General features: G+C 66.6%; 16 protein-coding genes and 1 CRISPR repeat array. Of the genes, 11 read left to right on the forward strand and 5 right to left on the reverse strand.

Features of this window, described 5'->3' with window-relative positions; genetic code table 11:
- Positions 1-106: 106 nt before the first annotated feature.
- The 8 genes from cas3 (at position 107) to cas2e (ending at position 9657) form a co-directional block, all read left to right on the forward strand.
- Positions 107-3016, forward strand: coding sequence for a CRISPR-associated helicase Cas3' (gene cas3 / locus HNR07_RS02980; protein WP_376769897.1), 2910 nt, complete (start codon positions 107-109; stop codon positions 3014-3016).
- Positions 3017-3029: 13 nt separating this feature from the next.
- Complete coding sequence (casA, locus tag HNR07_RS02985) at positions 3030-4811, forward strand: type I-E CRISPR-associated protein Cse1/CasA (protein ID WP_376769898.1); 1782 nt, start codon at positions 3030-3032, stop codon at positions 4809-4811.
- Entirely contained in the window at positions 4808-5455 is a 648-nt protein-coding gene (gene casB, locus HNR07_RS02990; RefSeq protein ID WP_184361625.1) for a type I-E CRISPR-associated protein Cse2/CasB, read from the forward strand. Before casA ends, casB begins: the two co-directional genes overlap by 4 nt.
- Positions 5456-5572: 117 nt before the next feature.
- Positions 5573-6808, forward strand: a complete 1236-nt coding sequence (gene cas7e / locus HNR07_RS02995; RefSeq protein WP_184361627.1) for a type I-E CRISPR-associated protein Cas7/Cse4/CasC — start codon at positions 5573-5575, stop codon at positions 6806-6808.
- Between the two features lie 59 nt (positions 6809-6867).
- Positions 6868-7587 (forward strand): type I-E CRISPR-associated protein Cas5/CasD, encoded by a 720-nt coding sequence (gene cas5e / locus HNR07_RS03000; protein ID WP_184371346.1) that lies wholly within the window; start codon positions 6868-6870, stop codon positions 7585-7587.
- On the forward strand, positions 7587-8381 hold the full coding sequence (cas6e, locus tag HNR07_RS03005) for a type I-E CRISPR-associated protein Cas6/Cse3/CasE (RefSeq protein WP_184361630.1): 795 nt from the start codon (positions 7587-7589) through the stop codon (positions 8379-8381). The genes cas5e and cas6e overlap by 1 nt, the downstream gene beginning before the upstream one ends.
- Positions 8381-9316, forward strand: a complete 936-nt coding sequence (gene cas1e, locus HNR07_RS03010; RefSeq protein WP_184361633.1) for a type I-E CRISPR-associated endonuclease Cas1e — start codon at positions 8381-8383, stop codon at positions 9314-9316. Before cas6e ends, cas1e begins: the two co-directional genes overlap by 1 nt.
- Positions 9313-9657 (forward strand): type I-E CRISPR-associated endoribonuclease Cas2e, encoded by a 345-nt coding sequence (gene cas2e / locus HNR07_RS03015; RefSeq protein WP_184361637.1) that lies wholly within the window; start codon positions 9313-9315, stop codon positions 9655-9657. The genes cas1e and cas2e overlap by 4 nt, the downstream gene beginning before the upstream one ends.
- Positions 9658-10089: 432 nt before the next feature.
- Here the strand turns inward: cas2e and ltrA are convergent, their stop codons facing one another.
- From ltrA to HNR07_RS03040, 5 genes are all read right to left on the reverse strand, one after another.
- Positions 10090-11559, reverse strand: coding sequence for a group II intron reverse transcriptase/maturase (gene ltrA / locus HNR07_RS03020; RefSeq protein ID WP_221318691.1), 1470 nt, complete (start codon positions 11557-11559; stop codon positions 10090-10092).
- A 636-nt stretch (positions 11560-12195) separates the two neighbouring features.
- The gene (locus tag HNR07_RS03025; protein WP_184371353.1) at positions 12196-13005 is read right to left on the reverse strand and encodes a transposase family protein; all 810 of its coding nucleotides are present in this window, start codon (positions 13003-13005) and stop codon (positions 12196-12198) included.
- A gap of 164 nt (positions 13006-13169) precedes the next feature.
- Positions 13170-13442: a CRISPR direct-repeat array (repeat unit 29 nt; unit sequence CTGCTCCCCGCGCACGCGGGGATGGACCC).
- Positions 13443-13491: 49 nt separating this feature from the next.
- Positions 13492-13806, reverse strand: coding sequence for a hypothetical protein (locus HNR07_RS03030; RefSeq protein ID WP_184361640.1), 315 nt, complete (start codon positions 13804-13806; stop codon positions 13492-13494).
- Between the two features lie 107 nt (positions 13807-13913).
- Positions 13914-14147 (reverse strand): hypothetical protein, encoded by a 234-nt coding sequence (locus HNR07_RS03035; RefSeq protein ID WP_184361643.1) that lies wholly within the window; start codon positions 14145-14147, stop codon positions 13914-13916.
- 73 nt (positions 14148-14220) lie between these two features.
- Positions 14221-14691 carry an ATP-binding protein gene (locus HNR07_RS03040; protein ID WP_184361646.1) on the reverse strand — a complete coding sequence of 157 codons (471 nt, stop codon included), beginning with the start codon at positions 14689-14691 and terminating at the stop codon, positions 14221-14223.
- Between the two features lie 273 nt (positions 14692-14964).
- Here HNR07_RS03040 and HNR07_RS03045 point away from each other — a divergent pair, with 273 nt between their 5' ends.
- The 3 genes from HNR07_RS03045 to HNR07_RS03055 all read left to right on the forward strand — a co-directional run bounded on the left by HNR07_RS03045 (position 14965) and on the right by HNR07_RS03055 (position 16407).
- Positions 14965-15801, forward strand: a complete 837-nt coding sequence (locus tag HNR07_RS03045; RefSeq protein ID WP_246420041.1) for a helix-turn-helix domain-containing protein — start codon at positions 14965-14967, stop codon at positions 15799-15801.
- Positions 15798-15974, forward strand: coding sequence for a DUF397 domain-containing protein (locus tag HNR07_RS03050; RefSeq protein ID WP_184361649.1), 177 nt, complete (start codon positions 15798-15800; stop codon positions 15972-15974). The genes HNR07_RS03045 and HNR07_RS03050 overlap by 4 nt, the downstream gene beginning before the upstream one ends.
- A 265-nt stretch (positions 15975-16239) precedes the next feature.
- Positions 16240-16407, forward strand: a complete 168-nt coding sequence (locus HNR07_RS03055) for a hypothetical protein (RefSeq protein WP_184361652.1) — start codon at positions 16240-16242, stop codon at positions 16405-16407.
- Positions 16408-16511 lie beyond the last annotated feature (104 nt).

Here is a 16511-nt window from a genome sequence, read left to right on the forward strand (position 1 = left end):
TGTTGCTTTAGTTGGGTAAATGGTGAATTCGCTTTGGCCACATCAGGTCTGGTGAGAGGTCGATTCTTGGTCTGGAATGTCGGTGGGACCCATTTAGATGGGCAGCATGGACTCCGGACCCCCTCCCTGGCCCTGGAAGGACTCCCTTTCTGAGGTGGCTCGCTCTGTGTGGGCCAAGCACGACTACGACTCCGACGGCTGGCTTCCGCTCTACCGGCACATGGCTGACAGCGCATTTGTCGCGGGCAGGCTCTGGGACGAATGGCTTCCCCGGCAGGTTCGGGACGTCATCGGTGCGGCGCTACCCGATGGCAGCGCGGATACTCGGCGGCTTGCGGTCTGGCTCGCGGCCACGCATGACATCGGTAAGGCCACCCCCGCCTTCGCCTGCCAGGTCGAACACCTCGCGGACGACATGCGCGCGCACGGCCTCGACATGCCCCTGCAGAAGCAGATGGCCGATCGGCGGCTCGCCCCGCACGGGCTCGCGGGGCAGATCATCCTGGGGGAGTGGTTGGTTGAGCGCCACGCTTGGCGCGAACGGGACACCAACCAATTCGCGGTGATCGCTGGAGGCCACCACGGCCTCCCTCCCAGCAATACCGCCATCGTGGACGCGGAGAACCGTCCCGCGCTCCTGCGCACTCCGGGCAGCGCGGACGTCTGGAAACGTGTTCAGGTCGAGCTTCTGGACATGGCCGCAAGGGCCACCGGGGTTGACGAGCGCCTCTCGGAGTGGCGCGCGATCAAGCTTCCGCAGACCGCGCAGGTCCTGCTCACGGCCCTGGTCATCACCGCCGACTGGATCGCCAGTAACGCCGACTACTTCCCCTATTTTCCGGGCGAGCGCAGCAACGATCCCGAGCGGAGCGAGGAGGCCTGGCGGCTGCTGGACTTGCCTCGGCAGTGGGAGCCCCACGAGCCCGGAGGAACGCCCGCCGAGCTCTTCGCCGAGCGGTTCGACCTCCCCGCGGGCGCCGTCATCCGCCCGGTCCAGGAGCAGGCTGTCGAAGCGGCGCGGAACATGGCCGGTGCCGGGCTGATGATCATCGAAGCCCCCATGGGCGAGGGGAAGACCGAGGCCGCCCTGGCGGCGGCCGAGATCCTCGCCGCGCGTACCGGAGCGGGCGGTTGTTTCGTCGCCCTTCCCACGATGGCCACCAGTAACGCCATGTTCGCTCGGTTCACCCACTGGCTCGACCGGCTCCCCGGGATGCCCGGGGAAGCCGCGTCCATTTTCCTTGCCCACTCCAAGGCCCATCTGAACAAGGAGTTTTCCAGCTACCTCGGCGGCGGCCCTCGCCTGGCCACGGACACCGATCGCGACTGCGAGGGCGCGCCCGGCGGTGCCGCTCTGGTCGCGCACCGCTGGCTGCGCGGTCGCAAGAAGGGCATGCTGGCCTCCTTCTCGGTCGGGACCATCGACCAGCTTCTGTTCGCCAGCCTCAAGAGCAGGCACCTGGCTCTGCGCCACCTGGCGATGGCGGGCAAGGTCGTCGTCATCGACGAGGCCCACGCCTACGACACCTACATGAACACCTACCTGGACCGTGCCCTGGCCTGGCTCGGAAGGTACGGCGTCCCCGTCGTCATCCTGTCCGCCACCCTGCCCGCGGGGCGTCGGCGCGAACTCGCCCAGGCGTACACGGGGGCCAGGGGGCGGGGACCCGCGGAGCAGACGTACGAGGAGATCGGTCAGGCCAGCGCCTACCCGCTGATCACCATCGCCGAACCCGGCGCCGCACCGCGCCTGTACACCCCGGAAGCTTCCGGTCGGGCCACCGACGCCCTCATCGAACCTCTCGACGACGACCTCGCCGCCCTCACCACCAGGCTGGAGCGGGAGTTGGCGGATGGCGGCTGCGCCCTGGTGATCCGCAACACCGTCGCACGCGTCCACGAGACCGCTGCCCACCTGAGGGAACACTTCGGCGAAGAGCTCGTGACCGTCGCTCACTCGCGCTTCCTGGACCTGGACCGGGCCGCCCGGGACGAGCAACTCCTGCGTGAGTACGGCCCACCGGCGAAGGTCGCTCATCTCGGCGGAAAGCGCCCCGACCGGCACATCGTGGTCGCCAGCCAGGTCGTGGAACAGTCCCTGGACGTGGACTTCGACCTGTTGATCACCGACCTCGCCCCGGTCGATCTGGTGCTTCAGCGCATGGGGCGCCTGCACCGCCACCCGCGGGGACCGGAGCAGAGCGAGCGCCCGCCCCGGCTTCGCGCCGCTCACTGTCTGGTCACCGGGGTGGACTGGACCGAGACCCCGCCCCGGCCGGTACGCGGCTCGCGGACCGTCTACGGCGAATACCCGCTGCTACGATCGCTCGCCGTGCTCCGCCCCCACCTCGAAGCGCGGACCGACAGCGAACGCACGCTCCGGCTACCCGATCACATCAGCCCACTGGTCCAGGCCGCCTACCGCACAGCCGAAACCATGACCGGGATCGCGCCGCCCGACTGGGAACAGGCCCTCACCGAGGCGCGCACCGCGCAGGAGGCCGAGCAGGCCGACAAGGCCACCCGAGCCCGTACCTTCCTCCTCGATCCGGCGGCTCGCGACGGCCGTGCGGTCATCGGTTGGGTGGACGCCGGGGTCGGCGAGGCCGATGACAGCCAGAGCGGTAAAGCCCAGGTCCGCGACACCGGCGAGAGCCTGGAGGTCCTGGTGGCCAGGCGAACCGCCGACGGCTCGCTGACCACGGTGCCGTGGCTGACAGAAGAGCGCGGCGGCCTGTCCCTGCCCACCGAATCCGCACCCGCAGCCGCAGCCGCACGAGCCCTCGCCGCCAGCGGCCTGCGTCTGCCCTACCAGTTCACGGTCACCGGCCTGATGATCGACCGCACCATCGCCGAGCTGGAGACCGACCTGGTCGAGGCCTGGCAGACCAAGGACGCCCACTGGATCGCCGGAGAGCTCGTGCTCTTCCTGGACGAGGACAACCGCGCCGAACTGGCCGGATACAAGCTGCACTACACCGAATCCGACGGCCTGGAGGTCACCCGTGCCGAATGAGGCGCCTACAGCGGTGGCGACACCCGCATCAGCGTCCACGTCCGTATCCCCGTCCACGTCCACGTCCGCATCCGGGACCGCATCCGAGCCTCCGCTCGGTTTCGATCTGACCCAGAGCCCGTGGATCCCGGTCCTGCGTACCGATGGCACCGAGGCGGAACTGTCCCTGATCGAGGTCTTCGGACAGGCCGAGGAGGTACGTCGGCTGGTCGGTGACGTGCCCACTCAGGACTTCGCCCTCCTACGCCTGCTCCTGGCGATCCTGCACGATGCCATCGACGGACCCCAGGAGATCGAGGACTGGGCCGAACTCTGGGACGACGGTCTGCCGCTGGAGACCCTGCGCGGCTATCTCGACTCCCACCGGGAACGCTTCGACCTTCTCCACCCGCTCACACCCTTCCTCCAGGTCGCGGACCTGCGCACCAAGAAGGGCGACTACCTGCCGCTGGACAAGATGGTCGCCGATGTTCCCAACGGAGCCCGCTTCTTCACGATGCGTGCGCTCGGTGCCGAGCGGCTCGGTTACGCCGAAGCCGCCCGCTGGGTGGTGCACACCCACGCCTACGACCCCTCCGGTATCAAGTCAGGAGCCGAGGGCGACCCTCGGGTGAAGGGAGGCAAGGGCTACCCGCAGGGGGTCGGCTGGGCGGGCAACCTGGGCGGTGTGTACGCGGAGGGCGACAACCTTCAGCAGACACTCCTGCTCAACCTGATCGCCTTCGACACCCCCAACCTGCACACCGACACCGAACCGGGCCGGGACCGGCCCGCCTGGGTGCACCCGCCCGCCACTTCCGCTCCGTTGGAAGGGGCACCGGCTGCCTCCCGCCCACACGGGCTGCGCGACCTGTACACCTGGCAGACGCGGCGGTTGCGTCTGCACCATGACGGCGAAGGCGTGCACGGGGTGCTGTTGGCCTACGGCGACCCGCTTCCCCCACGCAACATGCACCTGCGCGAACCCATGTCCACCTGGCGCCGCAGCCCCGCCCAGGAGAAGAAGCTCCGCGAGGCCATGGTCTACCTGCCTCGGGAGCACGACCCGGCCCGCGCGGCCTGGCGAGGCCTGGGAGCCCTGGTCACGGGAGAGACTCGGGGACGCGAACAGCGCGAGGAAGCGGCCGAGTACGTACGCCCCCGCGTCCTTGACTGGATCGCCGCTCTCACCGTCGCCAGATACCTGCCCCGCGGCTACCTGCTCCGGGCCCGGTTGGTCGGAGCGGTCTACGGCACCCAGCAGTCCGTCATCGACGAGATCGTCGACGACACGGTGGCCATGCCCGTGGTCCTGCTCCACCAGGACAACCAGGAGCTGGCACAGGCCGCCGTCGGCGCGGTCAACGACGCCGAGGACGCGGTCACCGCCCTGGGCGACCTGGCCACCGGCCTGGCCCAGGCAGCGGGCGCCGACGGTGAGGGGCCGCGGGCCACCGCTCGGGACCGGGGTTTCGGGGACCTGGACGGTCTCTTCCGTACCTGGCTGCGCGAACTGGCCCCCTCCCAGGACGCGGCTACCGGTGCTGACCGCCCCTTGGACGATCCGCTCGACCCGACCGAACAGCGCCGTCGATGGCAGCTGATCGTTCGGGACACCGTTTCCCGCCTCGGCGACGAGCTCATCGACTCCGCGAGCGAGGCCTCCTGGGAAGGGCGGGTTCTCGACTCCAAGAGCGGCTCGTTCTGGCTCAACACCTCCAGCGTCGACCTGCGTTTCCGCAGGGCCCTGCGCAGGTGCCTGCCCCTGACCAACATCGACTCGGGTTCCGACGACAGCACGGAGGAAGACCAGTGACCACAGCGAGCCGCACCGGCTACGTCCACGAACTCAAGGAGGTCGGTGAGGCGGTGGACGAGCGGATTCGCCAACTCCAGGCCGGTTACCTCCAGGACCACTCTGACGCGGTGGCGACCCTGGCCAAACTGCGTCGTGGCGCGGGCAAGACCGTTGAAGCCGCACCCGAGTTGGCCGGGTTGACCATCGGCCACCAGTTCTACGAGCGGTTCCCCCTGGACGATCCCCGGATCTCGGATGCCGAGGACGCCGTCCACGAGGCACTCACGCTCTACGCGCTCCATCAGCAGTCCAAACGGGACAAGGGCATGCACAAGCGTGGGAGGGACCTGGGTGGTGCCGTGCGTCGACTGATGCCGTCCGGGGACATCGATGAACCCCTGCGCAAGCGGTTCGTCCAGGCCCAGACGGCGGGCAGTTCCGAGACACGGATCGACAGGTTGAGGGGGATCGTCAGTCTTCTGCGGGACAAGGACGTCCAGCTTGACTACGGACTGCTCGCCGACCAGCTCTACGACGCTCGCACCCGGTCCGGCGCCGAACGGGTGCGCCGCTCCTGGGGGCGCGGCTTCCATGCGTACCGACCGAGCAGGGAGCAGCTGGCGGAAGGCCAAGACGGAACTGAGGGGGATCCCGCCGAGTGACCTGCTCCCCGCAACTTCGCTAACCCCGCGGACCTCGGGGTCCGGACCCCGAGAACCCGCACCAACCGCGCTTCGGCGCCGCACACGCAACGAACCGACGAAACCGAGGACACCCCCATGAGCCGCACCATTCTCGACGTGCACGTGTTGCAGACCGTGCCGCCCAGCAACCTCAACCGGGACGACACGGGTGCGCCCAAGACCGCCGTCTACGGCGGTGCGCGCCGCTCCAGGGTCTCCAGCCAGGCCTGGAAGCGCGCGACCCGGCTCGCCTTCGACGCCCTGGTCGACCCCCAGGACCTGGGCACCCGCACCAAGCGCGTGGCCGAGCTCATCGCCGCTCGTATCCGGGAGCTGGACACCGGTATCGAGGAGGCCGAGGCGCTCGCCCTGGCCGCGGAGACGGTGCAGACGGCGACCGGTTCCAAGATCGAACCGCCCAAGCGCAAGGTCGACGCCGCCAAGAAGAACGGGGACCCGGCGCCCGCCCCCGAGTCCGCTTACCTGATGTTCCTCAGCGCCCGCCAGCGCGACGGGCTCGCCGAACTGGCCGTGGAAGGCAAGGAGGACATCAAGGCCTTCCTCAAGGAGAAGGACAACAAGGCGCGCGCCAAGTCCATCGCGGACACCCGCCATTCCGTCGACATCGTGCTGTTCGGCCGGATGGTCGCCGACGGCGCGGACATCAACGTGGACGCCGCCGCGCAGGTCGCGCACGCCATCAGCGTGCACGCGGTGGAGAACGAGTCGGACTACTACACGGCGGTCGACGACCGGAACCCGGAGGAGGAGAACGAGTCGGACTACTACACGGCGGTCGACGACCGGAACCCGGAGGAGGAGACCGGGGCGGGCATGATCGGCACCGTCGAGTTCAACTCCGCCACCCTCTACCGGTATGCCGCCGTGGACGTCGACCTGCTTCGGAAGAACCTGGGGGAGGGGCTGCGCGAGGACGAGCCCGTCACCGAACCGCTGCGCCGAGCGGTGGAGGCGTTCGTCCGTGGATTCGTGGAGTCGCTGCCCACCGGCAAGATCAACACCTTCGGCAACCACACGCTGCCGGACGCCGTGATCGTGAAGCTGCGCAACTCGCGCCCGATCAGTTTCGTGGGTGCCTTCGAGGACCCGGTGGAGGCCGCGGCCGGACACGTCGCCCAGGCCAGTGCCCGGCTGGCGGACTATGTGCCGCAGGTGGAGCGGGCGTTCGGGGCGGCCGAGGACGTCGACACCTGGGTGGTGCGGGTGGGGGAGCGGACCGCCAAGCTCTCCGGTCTGGGCGCTGACGTCACCCTGCCCGAACTGGTCGAGCAGGTCGGTGCCGCCGTGGCCCAGCGGCAGGACCCGAAGTGAGCGGGGCCGCTCCGGGCCTGGCCGCCTCGGGCGCCGACACCGCCCCTGGTTCCGCCGACGTGCTCACCCTGCCACTGCTCCTGGCCGGCCCGCTGCAGGCATGGGGTTCGGCCTCCCGCTTCGCTCGCCGCAGTACGGAGAACGCCCCCACCAAGAGCGGGGTGATCGGGCTGCTCGCCGCCGCTCTGGGCCGGGACCGGACCGCTGACTTGACCGACCTGGTCGCGTTGCGGTTCGGGGTGCGCGTGGACCAACCCGGAACCCGGGTGCGCGACTACCAGACCGCGCACCACATGGTCACGGGGGCGTCCATGCCGGTGTCCGAGCGTTTCTACCTCTCCGACGCGGTGTTCGTGGCGGCGGTGGAGGGCGATCCCGAGCTGATCGGGCGACTGCACGACGCGGTGCGCGCCCCGGCCTTCCTGCCCTACCTCGGACGACGCTCCTGTCCGCCTTCTCGCCCCGTTGACCTGGGCGGACCGGTGGCGGAGCCGCTGGAGACCGTGCTGCGGGACCAGCCGTGGCAGGCTTCCGGCTGGTACCAGCGACGGCGGGGCTGGCGGGAAGGTTCGAAGATCGCGCTCACCACGCTGCTGGACGCGGAGCCCGGGGACCAACGGGCCGACTCCCTGCGTGACCTTCCGCTCAGCTTCGACCCTCGGCATCGACGGTACGGACTGCGGGCCGTGAGCTCGGACTCCGTCGACGTCCCGAACCCGCAGACCCGCCGCACCACGGCGCCTGACCATGACCCCTTCTCCGCGTTCGGAGACCGCTGATGCACCTCACCCGATTCCGTTTCAACACTCATCGGCCCGGCGCGCGCAAGCTGCTGTCATCATCGCAGGCCCTGCACGCCGCCGTGATGGGCGGCTTCCCCGACCTGCTGCCCAGTACTTCTCCATCCAATGACCCCCTGACCGGTCTCCTCGCGGTCAACGGGGCCGAAAACGGCACCAGTGGTGCAGGACCCGGGAAGCCGCGGGTGCTGTGGCGGGTGGACCGCAACGCCAAGGCGGAGGTGTTCCTGTACGTCGTGAGCCCGGACCGCCCCGAACTCACCCACCTGGTCGAGCAGGCGGGCTGGCCCCAGGCCGAAGCGGATTCGGGATGGCAGACCCATGACTACGCCGGGTTCCTGTCCCGCCTTGAGACCGGGCAGACCTGGGCGTTTCGGCTGACGGCCAACCCCGTACACAGCATCCGGCGCAAGGACGGCGAGGAAACCAAGCCGACCGCCCACGTCACCCCCCGCCACCAGGCGAGATGGCTGCTCAAGAAGCAGGAGCAGTGCGGTTTCGAGGTGCTGCGCGGCAGGAACCCGGACCCGGCCATGCCCGAGGTGGACGGCTACGAGCTGCTGGTGCACGACCGCAATAGCGCGGGTTTCGACAAGCCCGACCCCCGGCCCGGGCGCAAGGGCAAGCGGATGCGGGTGCCGGTGGTCACCGCGACCTTCGACGGCAGGCTGACCGTCACTGATCCCGACGCTCTGCGCCGAGCCCTGAGTTCGGGTATCGGCCGAGCCAAGGCGTACGGCTGCGGGTTGATGACCCTGGCGCCGGTGTCCTGATGGCCACGGCAGGGAAGAGGGGCGCGCTGAGTCCGAGCCAGTTGACCAGGGTGGGCGACCGGAGTTCGTTCGTCTATCTCGAACGCTGTGTGATCCACCGGGAGGACAACGCCATCACCGCCGAGGACGGGGAGGGCGTGCGGCACATCCCGTCCGCGACGATCGGGGCCCTGCTACTTGGACCGGGTACCAGGGTCACCCACCAGGCGATGGCGCTGCTGGGTGACAGCGGTGCCGGTGTGGTGTGGGTCGGTGAGCACGGGGTGCGTTACTACTCCGGTGGTCGGGCCCTGACCCGCTCCGCCACGCTGGTGGAAGCGCAGGCCAGGGCTTGGGCGAATAAGCGGACCAGGCTGGAGGTCGCGCGGGCGATGTACCTGAAGCGGTTCCCCGGGGAGGTTGTCGAGGGGCGGAGCCGCAGGGAACTGCTCGGCCTCGAAGGGGACCGCGTCAAGGCCTGCTATCGGGAGCACGCTGCCCGAACCGGTGTGGAATGGAGGGGCCGGAGGTTCGTTCCGGGAAACTTCGAAGCGGGTGATCCACCGAACCAGGCCGTCACCGCGGCCGCGCAGTGCTTCTACGGGGTGGCACAGTCCGTGGTCGCCGCACTCGGATGCTCCCCGGGACTGGGGTTCGTGCACTCAGGACACGAGCAGTCCTTCGTACTGGACGTGGCTGATCTGTACAAGGTCGAAGTGGCCATCCCGGTGGCCTTCGACGTGGCGGCTGAGAGCGAAGAAGAAGTGGGAGCCAGAACCCGAAGGGTCCTGCGTGACCGCATCCATGAGCGCGGCCTGCTCGACCGGTGTGTGGACGACATCAAGGAGCTGCTGTTGCCCGGAGGTGTGGACGTGGAAGAGACGGACCGGGTCGGCCTTCAGACCGACCGCGGACCCGACATCGAGTCCGGGCGGAACCTGGGGGTGATCTGGTGACCGTCATCATCCTCACGAACTGCCCGTCAGGCTTGCGCGGCCTGCTCACCAGGTGGCTGCTACAGATAGCACCGACGGTGTTCATCGGCAAGCCCTCGGCCCGGGTGCGGCAGGTGCTGTGGGACGAAGTTCAGGAGTACGCGGGCAACGGCAGGGCGCTTCTCGTGCACACGACCAACAACGAGCAGGGTTTCGCCTTCGAGACCTTCGAACACAAGTGGAGGCCGGTGGACCACGAGGGGATGACGCTTATCGAACGCCCCAAGAACCAGGAGCAGGTTGCCGCTCCCACTAAGAAGGGCTGGAGCAAGGCCTCGAAACGCCGCCGCTTCGCCAAGTGAGAGTATTTGCGAGCTGTGTTCCCAATGTCCAAGTCGCAACAACTTGCAGATTTGAAGCTCTCCACCGAATAAAGATCCAGGTCAACGAGCTGCTCCCCGCGCACGCGGGGATGGACCCGAACGCCTGCCCGAGCACATGGCCCGCCGAGACTGCTCCCCGCGCACGCGGGGATGGACCCGGGCACCACCGACCCCGCAACGGGAGACGAATCTGCTCCCCGCGCACGCGGGGATGGACCCTTGTCCGCCCCGTGACCATCCCGGTCACCTCCCTGCTCCCCGCGCACGCGGGGATGGACCCGGCGAACCGTTCGACATGGCCGAGTAGGGTCGGACCGTGGCGCCTTACCGTGATCACTCACGACAGGTTTCCACGGCCCGCCCTCCGAACCCGCCGTGCGCCTTTCAACGCAACGGGCTCTCCACGGTTCCTCAACAGGTTGCAGGTCGTGTGGTCCACGGGGTGGGAATCGAATACCCCCTGAACCGATACCGGGACACCGTGACGTTGGATGCGCCACGGAAAACAGATCCCTGATAGGCGAGCCGCCACCCACGATCGGTGAACCGCCGCCTCAACTCACGCAGACCAATATTGGAGTGCTTGCGGCGGATCCAAGAAGACAACCTCCACCAGGAAAAGGAATCCACAGTGGAGAACATCTTCTTGGACACACCATGACGGAAGTAGTTCGCCCACCCCCGAACCATCGTGTCCACCTCCGCGATCTTGCGTTCGGTGGCCGTGTTCCGGGTGGGTCTGTTCGTTGCCCGCCGCACCCCGTCCTTGATCGCCTGAACGGATTTCTTAGACGGGATGGTGTAGACGTACCGACGTCGGGTCCCTCTCTTCACCCTGCGGCGAATATGAAACCCGAGGAAATCGAACCCCTGGTCGATATGGACAACCCCGGTTTTCTCCTCGGCCAAGCGCAGCCCTAACGGGGTCAGTACCTGGCTCACCTCTTCTTTCAAGACCTCGGCCCGGTCACGGCTCCCTTGCACCATGATGACGAAGTCATCAGCGTAACGAACCAGTTTCCAGTTACCGATTCCCTTCTGGCGACGAACACGTCTACGGTATGCACTGGTTTCCCATTGCGCTGCGATGTATTCGTCCAGTGCTGACAACGCGATGTTGGCCAGCAACGGTGACAGGATTCCGCCTTGCGGCGTCCCGGTGATGGTCTCCTCTCGATTCCCGGACTGTGTCATCACGCCGGATTTCAAGAACGATTTCACCAGCGCGTTGGTCCGCTTGTCCTTGACCCGTCCTCTCACCCTATCCATCAAAGAGGTGTGATCGATCTCGTCGAAGCACGCTTTGATGTCGGCTTCCAGAACCCAGTGGTGGTTCTTCACCGGTGAGGCGAGGCTGTGGATCTCGGCGATCGCGTCCTGAGCGCGCCGGTTGGGCCGAAAACCATAGGAGCAGGGAAGGAAGTCCGCCTCGAAGACCGGTTCCAGCACCGCTTTCAGTGATGCCTGAACCACTCTGTCGATCACGGTGGGGATCCCCAGCTTGCGCAGCTTCCCGCCCGCTTTGGGGATCGCCACCCGACGTACTTCACTGGGTCGGAATTCCCCGCTTTTGAGCAGGTCGCGCACCTGTTGGAGGAACGCATCCCTTCCGATACGGGATCGGACCATGTGCACGGTGACCCCGTCGACTCCTGCTGTCCTGGCACCTTTGTTCCGGGCGGTGCGTTCGAACGCATCGACCAGGAACGCCGGATCATAGACCAGGTTGAATACGTCATCGAACCTGCGTGAAGAATCCTCCTTCGCCCATTGATGGAGTTTGGTCTGCATCTTCCGTACCCGAAAGTAGGCGGTATCGGAATCCGGCCATACGATCGAAGCTCCGGTGTTCACCGGTGCGTCTTCGGATCTTGCATTCACCTGTGTTCTCCTTGGAATCGCTGCCGCCCTTCGCCATGTGACCGGCTTTCCCGGTCTCGGACTACTACGGCGTCTCCGCCCCACTGGCCTTCTTCGGTGAGCATCGCACCTATCCTTTCCTTTCTCGATGGCATCGAGAAGGGAAGGGAGTGAGGACCGGTGGTTCCCACGTTCGCTGTTCTCCGATCGACGGGCGAGGTACCCGGCTTTACCCCCGCAGTATCGCCCTGGTTACGCCGTAGACCTTCACCAGGGCCTCCCTGCCAGATCTCACATACCGGCTCGGGAGTTTTCCACCACGAGAGAGAACTATGGTCCTCTCCGTTGGTGGATGCGCACTGCTTTCCAGCCCGGATCCACCGGGTTAGAGCTGGCGAAAAATTAGGGGGTTTTATGGCACCGGTTCCTTTCGTATACCGTCCCATCTCGCTAACCGCGGCATGACCCATCCGGTAGTACTGGGCCATCCAGGCATTGTCAGGGCTGCTTCCCGTCCTTGGCGGCGATCTCCGCTTCAGACTGCCCCTTGCTTCACCTTCTCGCTACGACGAGAAGGCGGCGGAGTTGCTTTCACCTCCACTCGGATATGTGTTTGAACAGCGCCTCGTGGCGCACGTGAGGTTTTCTCAGCGAAGATCATTTCCACTGCCTGTTGAGGACAAGAGCCGCACGGGCGATGTCTCCGATCCGGCTCGGGCTAAGCGTGACGTACTTCAGCGTCCGCCAGCGCTCCTTGAGTTCGGCGGCGGTGCGCTCACCGAGCGCACGCACGTGCCGCAACAGCGCGTTATACATCCGTGTGTCCACGTGCAGAGCCCCTTCGCCCTGGCCCGTAGGGCGCTTGATGGGGGTGTGCACGCCGATACCGGCGCCTTGGTAGCCCTTGTCAGCCAGGGTGGGCAGGCCCTCGGCCGCTGCCTTGTACAGGGCGGGCAGGGCGTGGAGGCGGGCGGCGGTGATGTCGGGGGTGGATCCGGGCTCGACTGCGGAGACCCACAGCGGGGTGCCGTCCGGTGCGGATAGGAACTGGATGTTGCCGCCGAAGGCCTTGTGTTTTTGGCTGAACCACAGGTCGTTGCCGTTCTCGCGGACGCCCGCGAGGCGGTCGGAGGCGATCAGCGTGCCGTCCAAGACTACGCGCGCTATCCCTTCGTTGTGGCAATTGGCCAAGACTTCGTGCAGGTCGGGGGCCTGGCCGGCGAGGACGTCGATGCCTTCGTGTAGGTAGCGGTAGCTGGTGGCCTGGGAGATTCCGGCGTCACGGGCCAGGCAGTGCACACAGCCGCGCTCACGGAACCAGCGCAGCACCAGCACCGCTTGGCGGAACGGCCCGAGTGCCCGTGAGCCCTTCGGAGTGGCGATGCTTCGGCGGTGGGCGGCCAGGTGTCGGGCGAGGAACTCGACGATGTGGCGTGGGACGTCGAGGGTGGCAGAATAGGTGACCAACGTGAAGCCTCTGGTGGTTACGGACATGATCTTGTGGTGAGACCTGTCCTACCAGGGGCTTTACGTCTGCTCGCATCCAGGTGCCACTCGTCCGGCCCGGCGGGGATCCGAAAATCACCCTGCTCCGCAGAGATCATTTCGCTGAGAAAACCTCAGTGGGCCTACTGCTCCCCGCGCACGCGGGGATGGACCCCGCCTACGACCACCTCGCCGCGCTCCGAACCGCTGCTCCCCGCGCACGCGGGGATGGACCCACGGACAGCCGCACCAGGTCGTCGGTGTCCTCCTGCTCCCCGCGCACGCGGGGATGGACCCCGGGGCCAGGCTCCCGCCGAGGTCGCCGAGGACTGCTCCCCGCGCACGCGGGGATGGACCCGAGCTGATGGATCTGGGGTATGACCTGTCCCCCTGCTCCCCGCGCACGCGGGGATGGGGTAATCAGAGCGGGGAAAGCCCCCGCTCTGACCGGTCCTTGTTTGCTGGGTTTTAGTGGGTTGGGCAGGGGGCCAGGAGGGAGAGCAGGTGGCCGGGGTTGGTGGCCTGGGTCAGGCCCTGGGCGTCGGCGACCCAGTAGGACTGTGAGTGTTCGCCCCACCAGATGAGGAGGTGGGGGTTGAGGGCCTGCAGGGCGGCGGCGTTCAGGTGTTCCTTTGCGAATTCGGTGCGGTGGCCGCCGATGAGGGGCAGGTTGTGGGCGCGCAGGGCGCGGCAGGTGCGGTGCGCGCAGGAGTTGCAGGCCGGACCTGGTGGGTTCTGGGAAGGCCTGTGCGGGGGTCGGGGTGTGGGCGTAGGGTGATTCATTAATCCTGCTTTCTCGCTTTGCGAATGTTGGAATTCGGGATTGTTGTGGGGCCTGGGAAGCGTGCCAGCGCTTTCTCAGGCCTTTTTCCGCTGCCCCCGGGGCGGGTTCAGTTGTCGGAGGAGCCGGGGCAGTCGTGCCGGTGCCAGGGTTGGGGGAGGAGACCTCCCCGGGAGATCCAGGCGTGCAGGCGGGAGAAGGCCTCGTCAGCGGCGATCAGTGACCTGCGGGGGTCGATCTCGGGGCTTCGGGCCTCGCGCAGGATTTCTGAGAGGGTGTCGAATTTGGTGTCGGCTCGCTCTTGGCGGGTGTGCGGTGGGGACTGGTCGTCTTCGGTGTTCACGGGTGTCCTTGCGTGGGTTGGTTGGTCGGGGCCGGACCCGGGTTCGGTTGTGTCCGGCCCCTGCAGGAGGCCGTTACCGGTCCGCGGTGAGGTCGAAGACGACCTGCATGGTGGTGCTCTTGATGCGGTGGCCGTCCCAGTCCCAGGAGAAGTCCCAGTAGACGGAGAGCTTTTCGACGACGGCCAGCCCGGATCGGGGGTCGCGCGCGTTCAGTCGCGGGTAGTCGATGGTGTTGGCTTCCAGCGGGCCCTGGTCGGTGACGAACAGGTGGGGGAGCAGGTGGCGGCTCTGGTCCAGGACGACGCGGACGGTGCCGCCGGGGAGTCCGGAGCGGCTGTGCTGGTGTGAGTTCTCGATCAGTAGGCGGGCGACCTTGGCCAGGCGCGCTCCGTGGGAGGGGAGGGCACTGCGGCACCAGTTGGTCAGGGGGCGGTAGTCACGGGTGTGGTCGAGCAGGATGCCGTGCTGGGTGGGGTGTTCGAGCCTGAGCCTGCGCGGGTAGCGGTCCTGTGGTGCTGGTGGGCGTTGCTGGGTACCATTCATGCGTCTTCACCTCGGTCTGTTCGGGGTGTGGCAAGCCCCGGTGGTCGCTGACTTCGGCCTCCGGGGCATTTTTATGCCCTCTTCTTCCTTTTTGTCTGACCATGTTGCATGAGTGAAGTTTTCACTTGTGTTCACCCAGGCGAGTCATGCTTCCAGGGTTCATGGGTAATCTTCCGAGTTCAAGAGCGTTCGCCAAACGGCATTCATGCTGGATTGGTGGCGAGAAAGTTCACCACGTGATTTACTTTCTGGTGAACTCAGAAAATTCTTGGCATGGCGTGGGTGAAGTGGATGGCTGTCAGGAAGAAAGACCCTGCGTGGTTGGCCTTCGGGCGCACCCTGAGGTCCTGCCGCGAAGCTGCTGGCAAGAAGCAGCACGAAATCTGCAAGGCACTGGACATCTCGTCTGGCTACTACTCGAACTGGGAGACAGGTGCGAAGCCTCCCCCGGAGAAGTTCATGGGAGGCCTTGACCGTGCAGTGGATGCAGACGGCCGTGTGATCGATGCGTGGGAGAAAGCTAAGCGGCAGGTTGCAGCCCCGATGAGGTTCGTGGAGCTTCCTGACTTGGAGGCTGCCGCTCTGGAGCTTCGCGAGTATCAACCGCTGCTGATCCCTGGGCTGGTTCAGACCGAAGAGTATGCCCGTTCAGTGTTCGAGGACAGCTTCCCTGGCATGAGTTCACGCCGCATCGAACCCATGGTGCAAGCACGAATGGATCGACAACGGGTGCTTGACAGGGATCCGCGCCCATTGGTGATCCTTCTGGTTGCCGAAGCGGTTCTGCACCAGCAGTTGGGCGGTCGAGGCATGAGACTGCTTCGTGACCAGTGGCGACGTCTGATCGGTGATGTTGAGGCCGCTAAGGTACGGGTGCAGATCATCCCTCGGGATACCGGGCGCCACTACGGCAGCGGAGGACCTTTCAGGCTGTACACCTTCACTGGCAAGGCTTCCGTGGCTTCAGCGGAGTACATGACCGGGGAAACACTGATCAACGACCCTGACCGGTATCGGGAGTGCCTGACCTCCTTCGGGCTCCTCCAAGGTGAGGCTCATTCCGAAGCGGTCAGTCTCCGAATGCTGAAGGAATTGGACGGCAGTACATGAACGACGAACGCCAGTGGCACAAGGCCAGCTACAGCAGTGGTAGCGGTAGCTGTGTTGAGGTCGCGGAAGGTCTCGCGACTGGCATCCGAGACACCCAGAACAGGAACCTGGGGCATTTGGATGTACCTGCCACCGAGTGGAGCGCGTTGATCAAGACGGTCACGCGCGGATAACGGATTGCGTTGTTGTAAGTAGTTAACTGTGAACCCCGCGCACGCGGGGATGGACCCCTGCTTATGTGGGCTGAGGAAAACAACATCCTCCTGCTCCCCGCGCACGCGGGGATGGATCGTAGCGCCAGGCTCCCGCTCTCCACTCCCTTCGCTTTCCCGCGAGCCCGCTGACGTGGGGTTCCTTCGGCAGCCGGAGTGTGTGACTGCGACAAGGTCGAGTAGGCGCCCTACCAGGAACCCCACCGGAAGGGGGACGGACACGACCATGCCAGAGGAATCCAGGCCCAAGACCATGGAACCGGACCAGGTCGTCAACAAGGACCACAGCGACGCCCCCCCCCGGGGCCCGGACACCTGCGGTGGGTTCGAAGCCGAGCTGCAGGACAAGATGGCGCGGGAGCACGCCCGCCTGGAGGACTTCCAGCAGGAGTGACCGCCGGTCACGGCGGCCCGCCGCTCCTACCGGGCACCGGTGGTGGCGGCTACCGGCGGCCCCGAGGCGAGACCTCTCCGGTGCTCTGGGCCACCACTGGAGCC

The organism is Nocardiopsis metallicus, assembly GCF_014201115.1.
Taxonomy (GTDB): Bacteria; Actinomycetota; Actinomycetes; order Streptosporangiales; family Streptosporangiaceae; genus Nocardiopsis; species Nocardiopsis metallicus.

Excerpts from the sequence above, each read along its gene's own strand:
- cas1e (WP_184361633.1), top strand. The coding sequence starts at position 8,381 with ATGGCCACGGCAGGGAAGAGGGGCGCGCTGAGTCCGAGCCAGTTGACC.
- cas6e (WP_184361630.1), top strand. The coding sequence starts at position 7,587 with ATGCACCTCACCCGATTCCGTTTCAACACTCATCGGCCCGGCGCGCGC.
- HNR07_RS03030 (WP_184361640.1), bottom strand. The coding sequence starts at position 13,806 with ATGAATCACCCTACGCCCACACCCCGACCCCCGCACAGGCCTTCCCAG.
- cas3 (WP_376769897.1), top strand. The coding sequence starts at position 107 with ATGGACTCCGGACCCCCTCCCTGGCCCTGGAAGGACTCCCTTTCTGAG.
- HNR07_RS03045 (WP_246420041.1), top strand. The coding sequence starts at position 14,965 with ATGGCGTGGGTGAAGTGGATGGCTGTCAGGAAGAAAGACCCTGCGTGG.
- HNR07_RS03050 (WP_184361649.1), top strand. The coding sequence starts at position 15,798 with ATGAACGACGAACGCCAGTGGCACAAGGCCAGCTACAGCAGTGGTAGC.
- HNR07_RS03040 (WP_184361646.1), bottom strand. The coding sequence starts at position 14,691 with ATGAATGGTACCCAGCAACGCCCACCAGCACCACAGGACCGCTACCCG.
- HNR07_RS03055 (WP_184361652.1), top strand. The coding sequence starts at position 16,240 with ATGCCAGAGGAATCCAGGCCCAAGACCATGGAACCGGACCAGGTCGTC.
- cas7e (WP_184361627.1), top strand. The coding sequence starts at position 5,573 with ATGAGCCGCACCATTCTCGACGTGCACGTGTTGCAGACCGTGCCGCCC.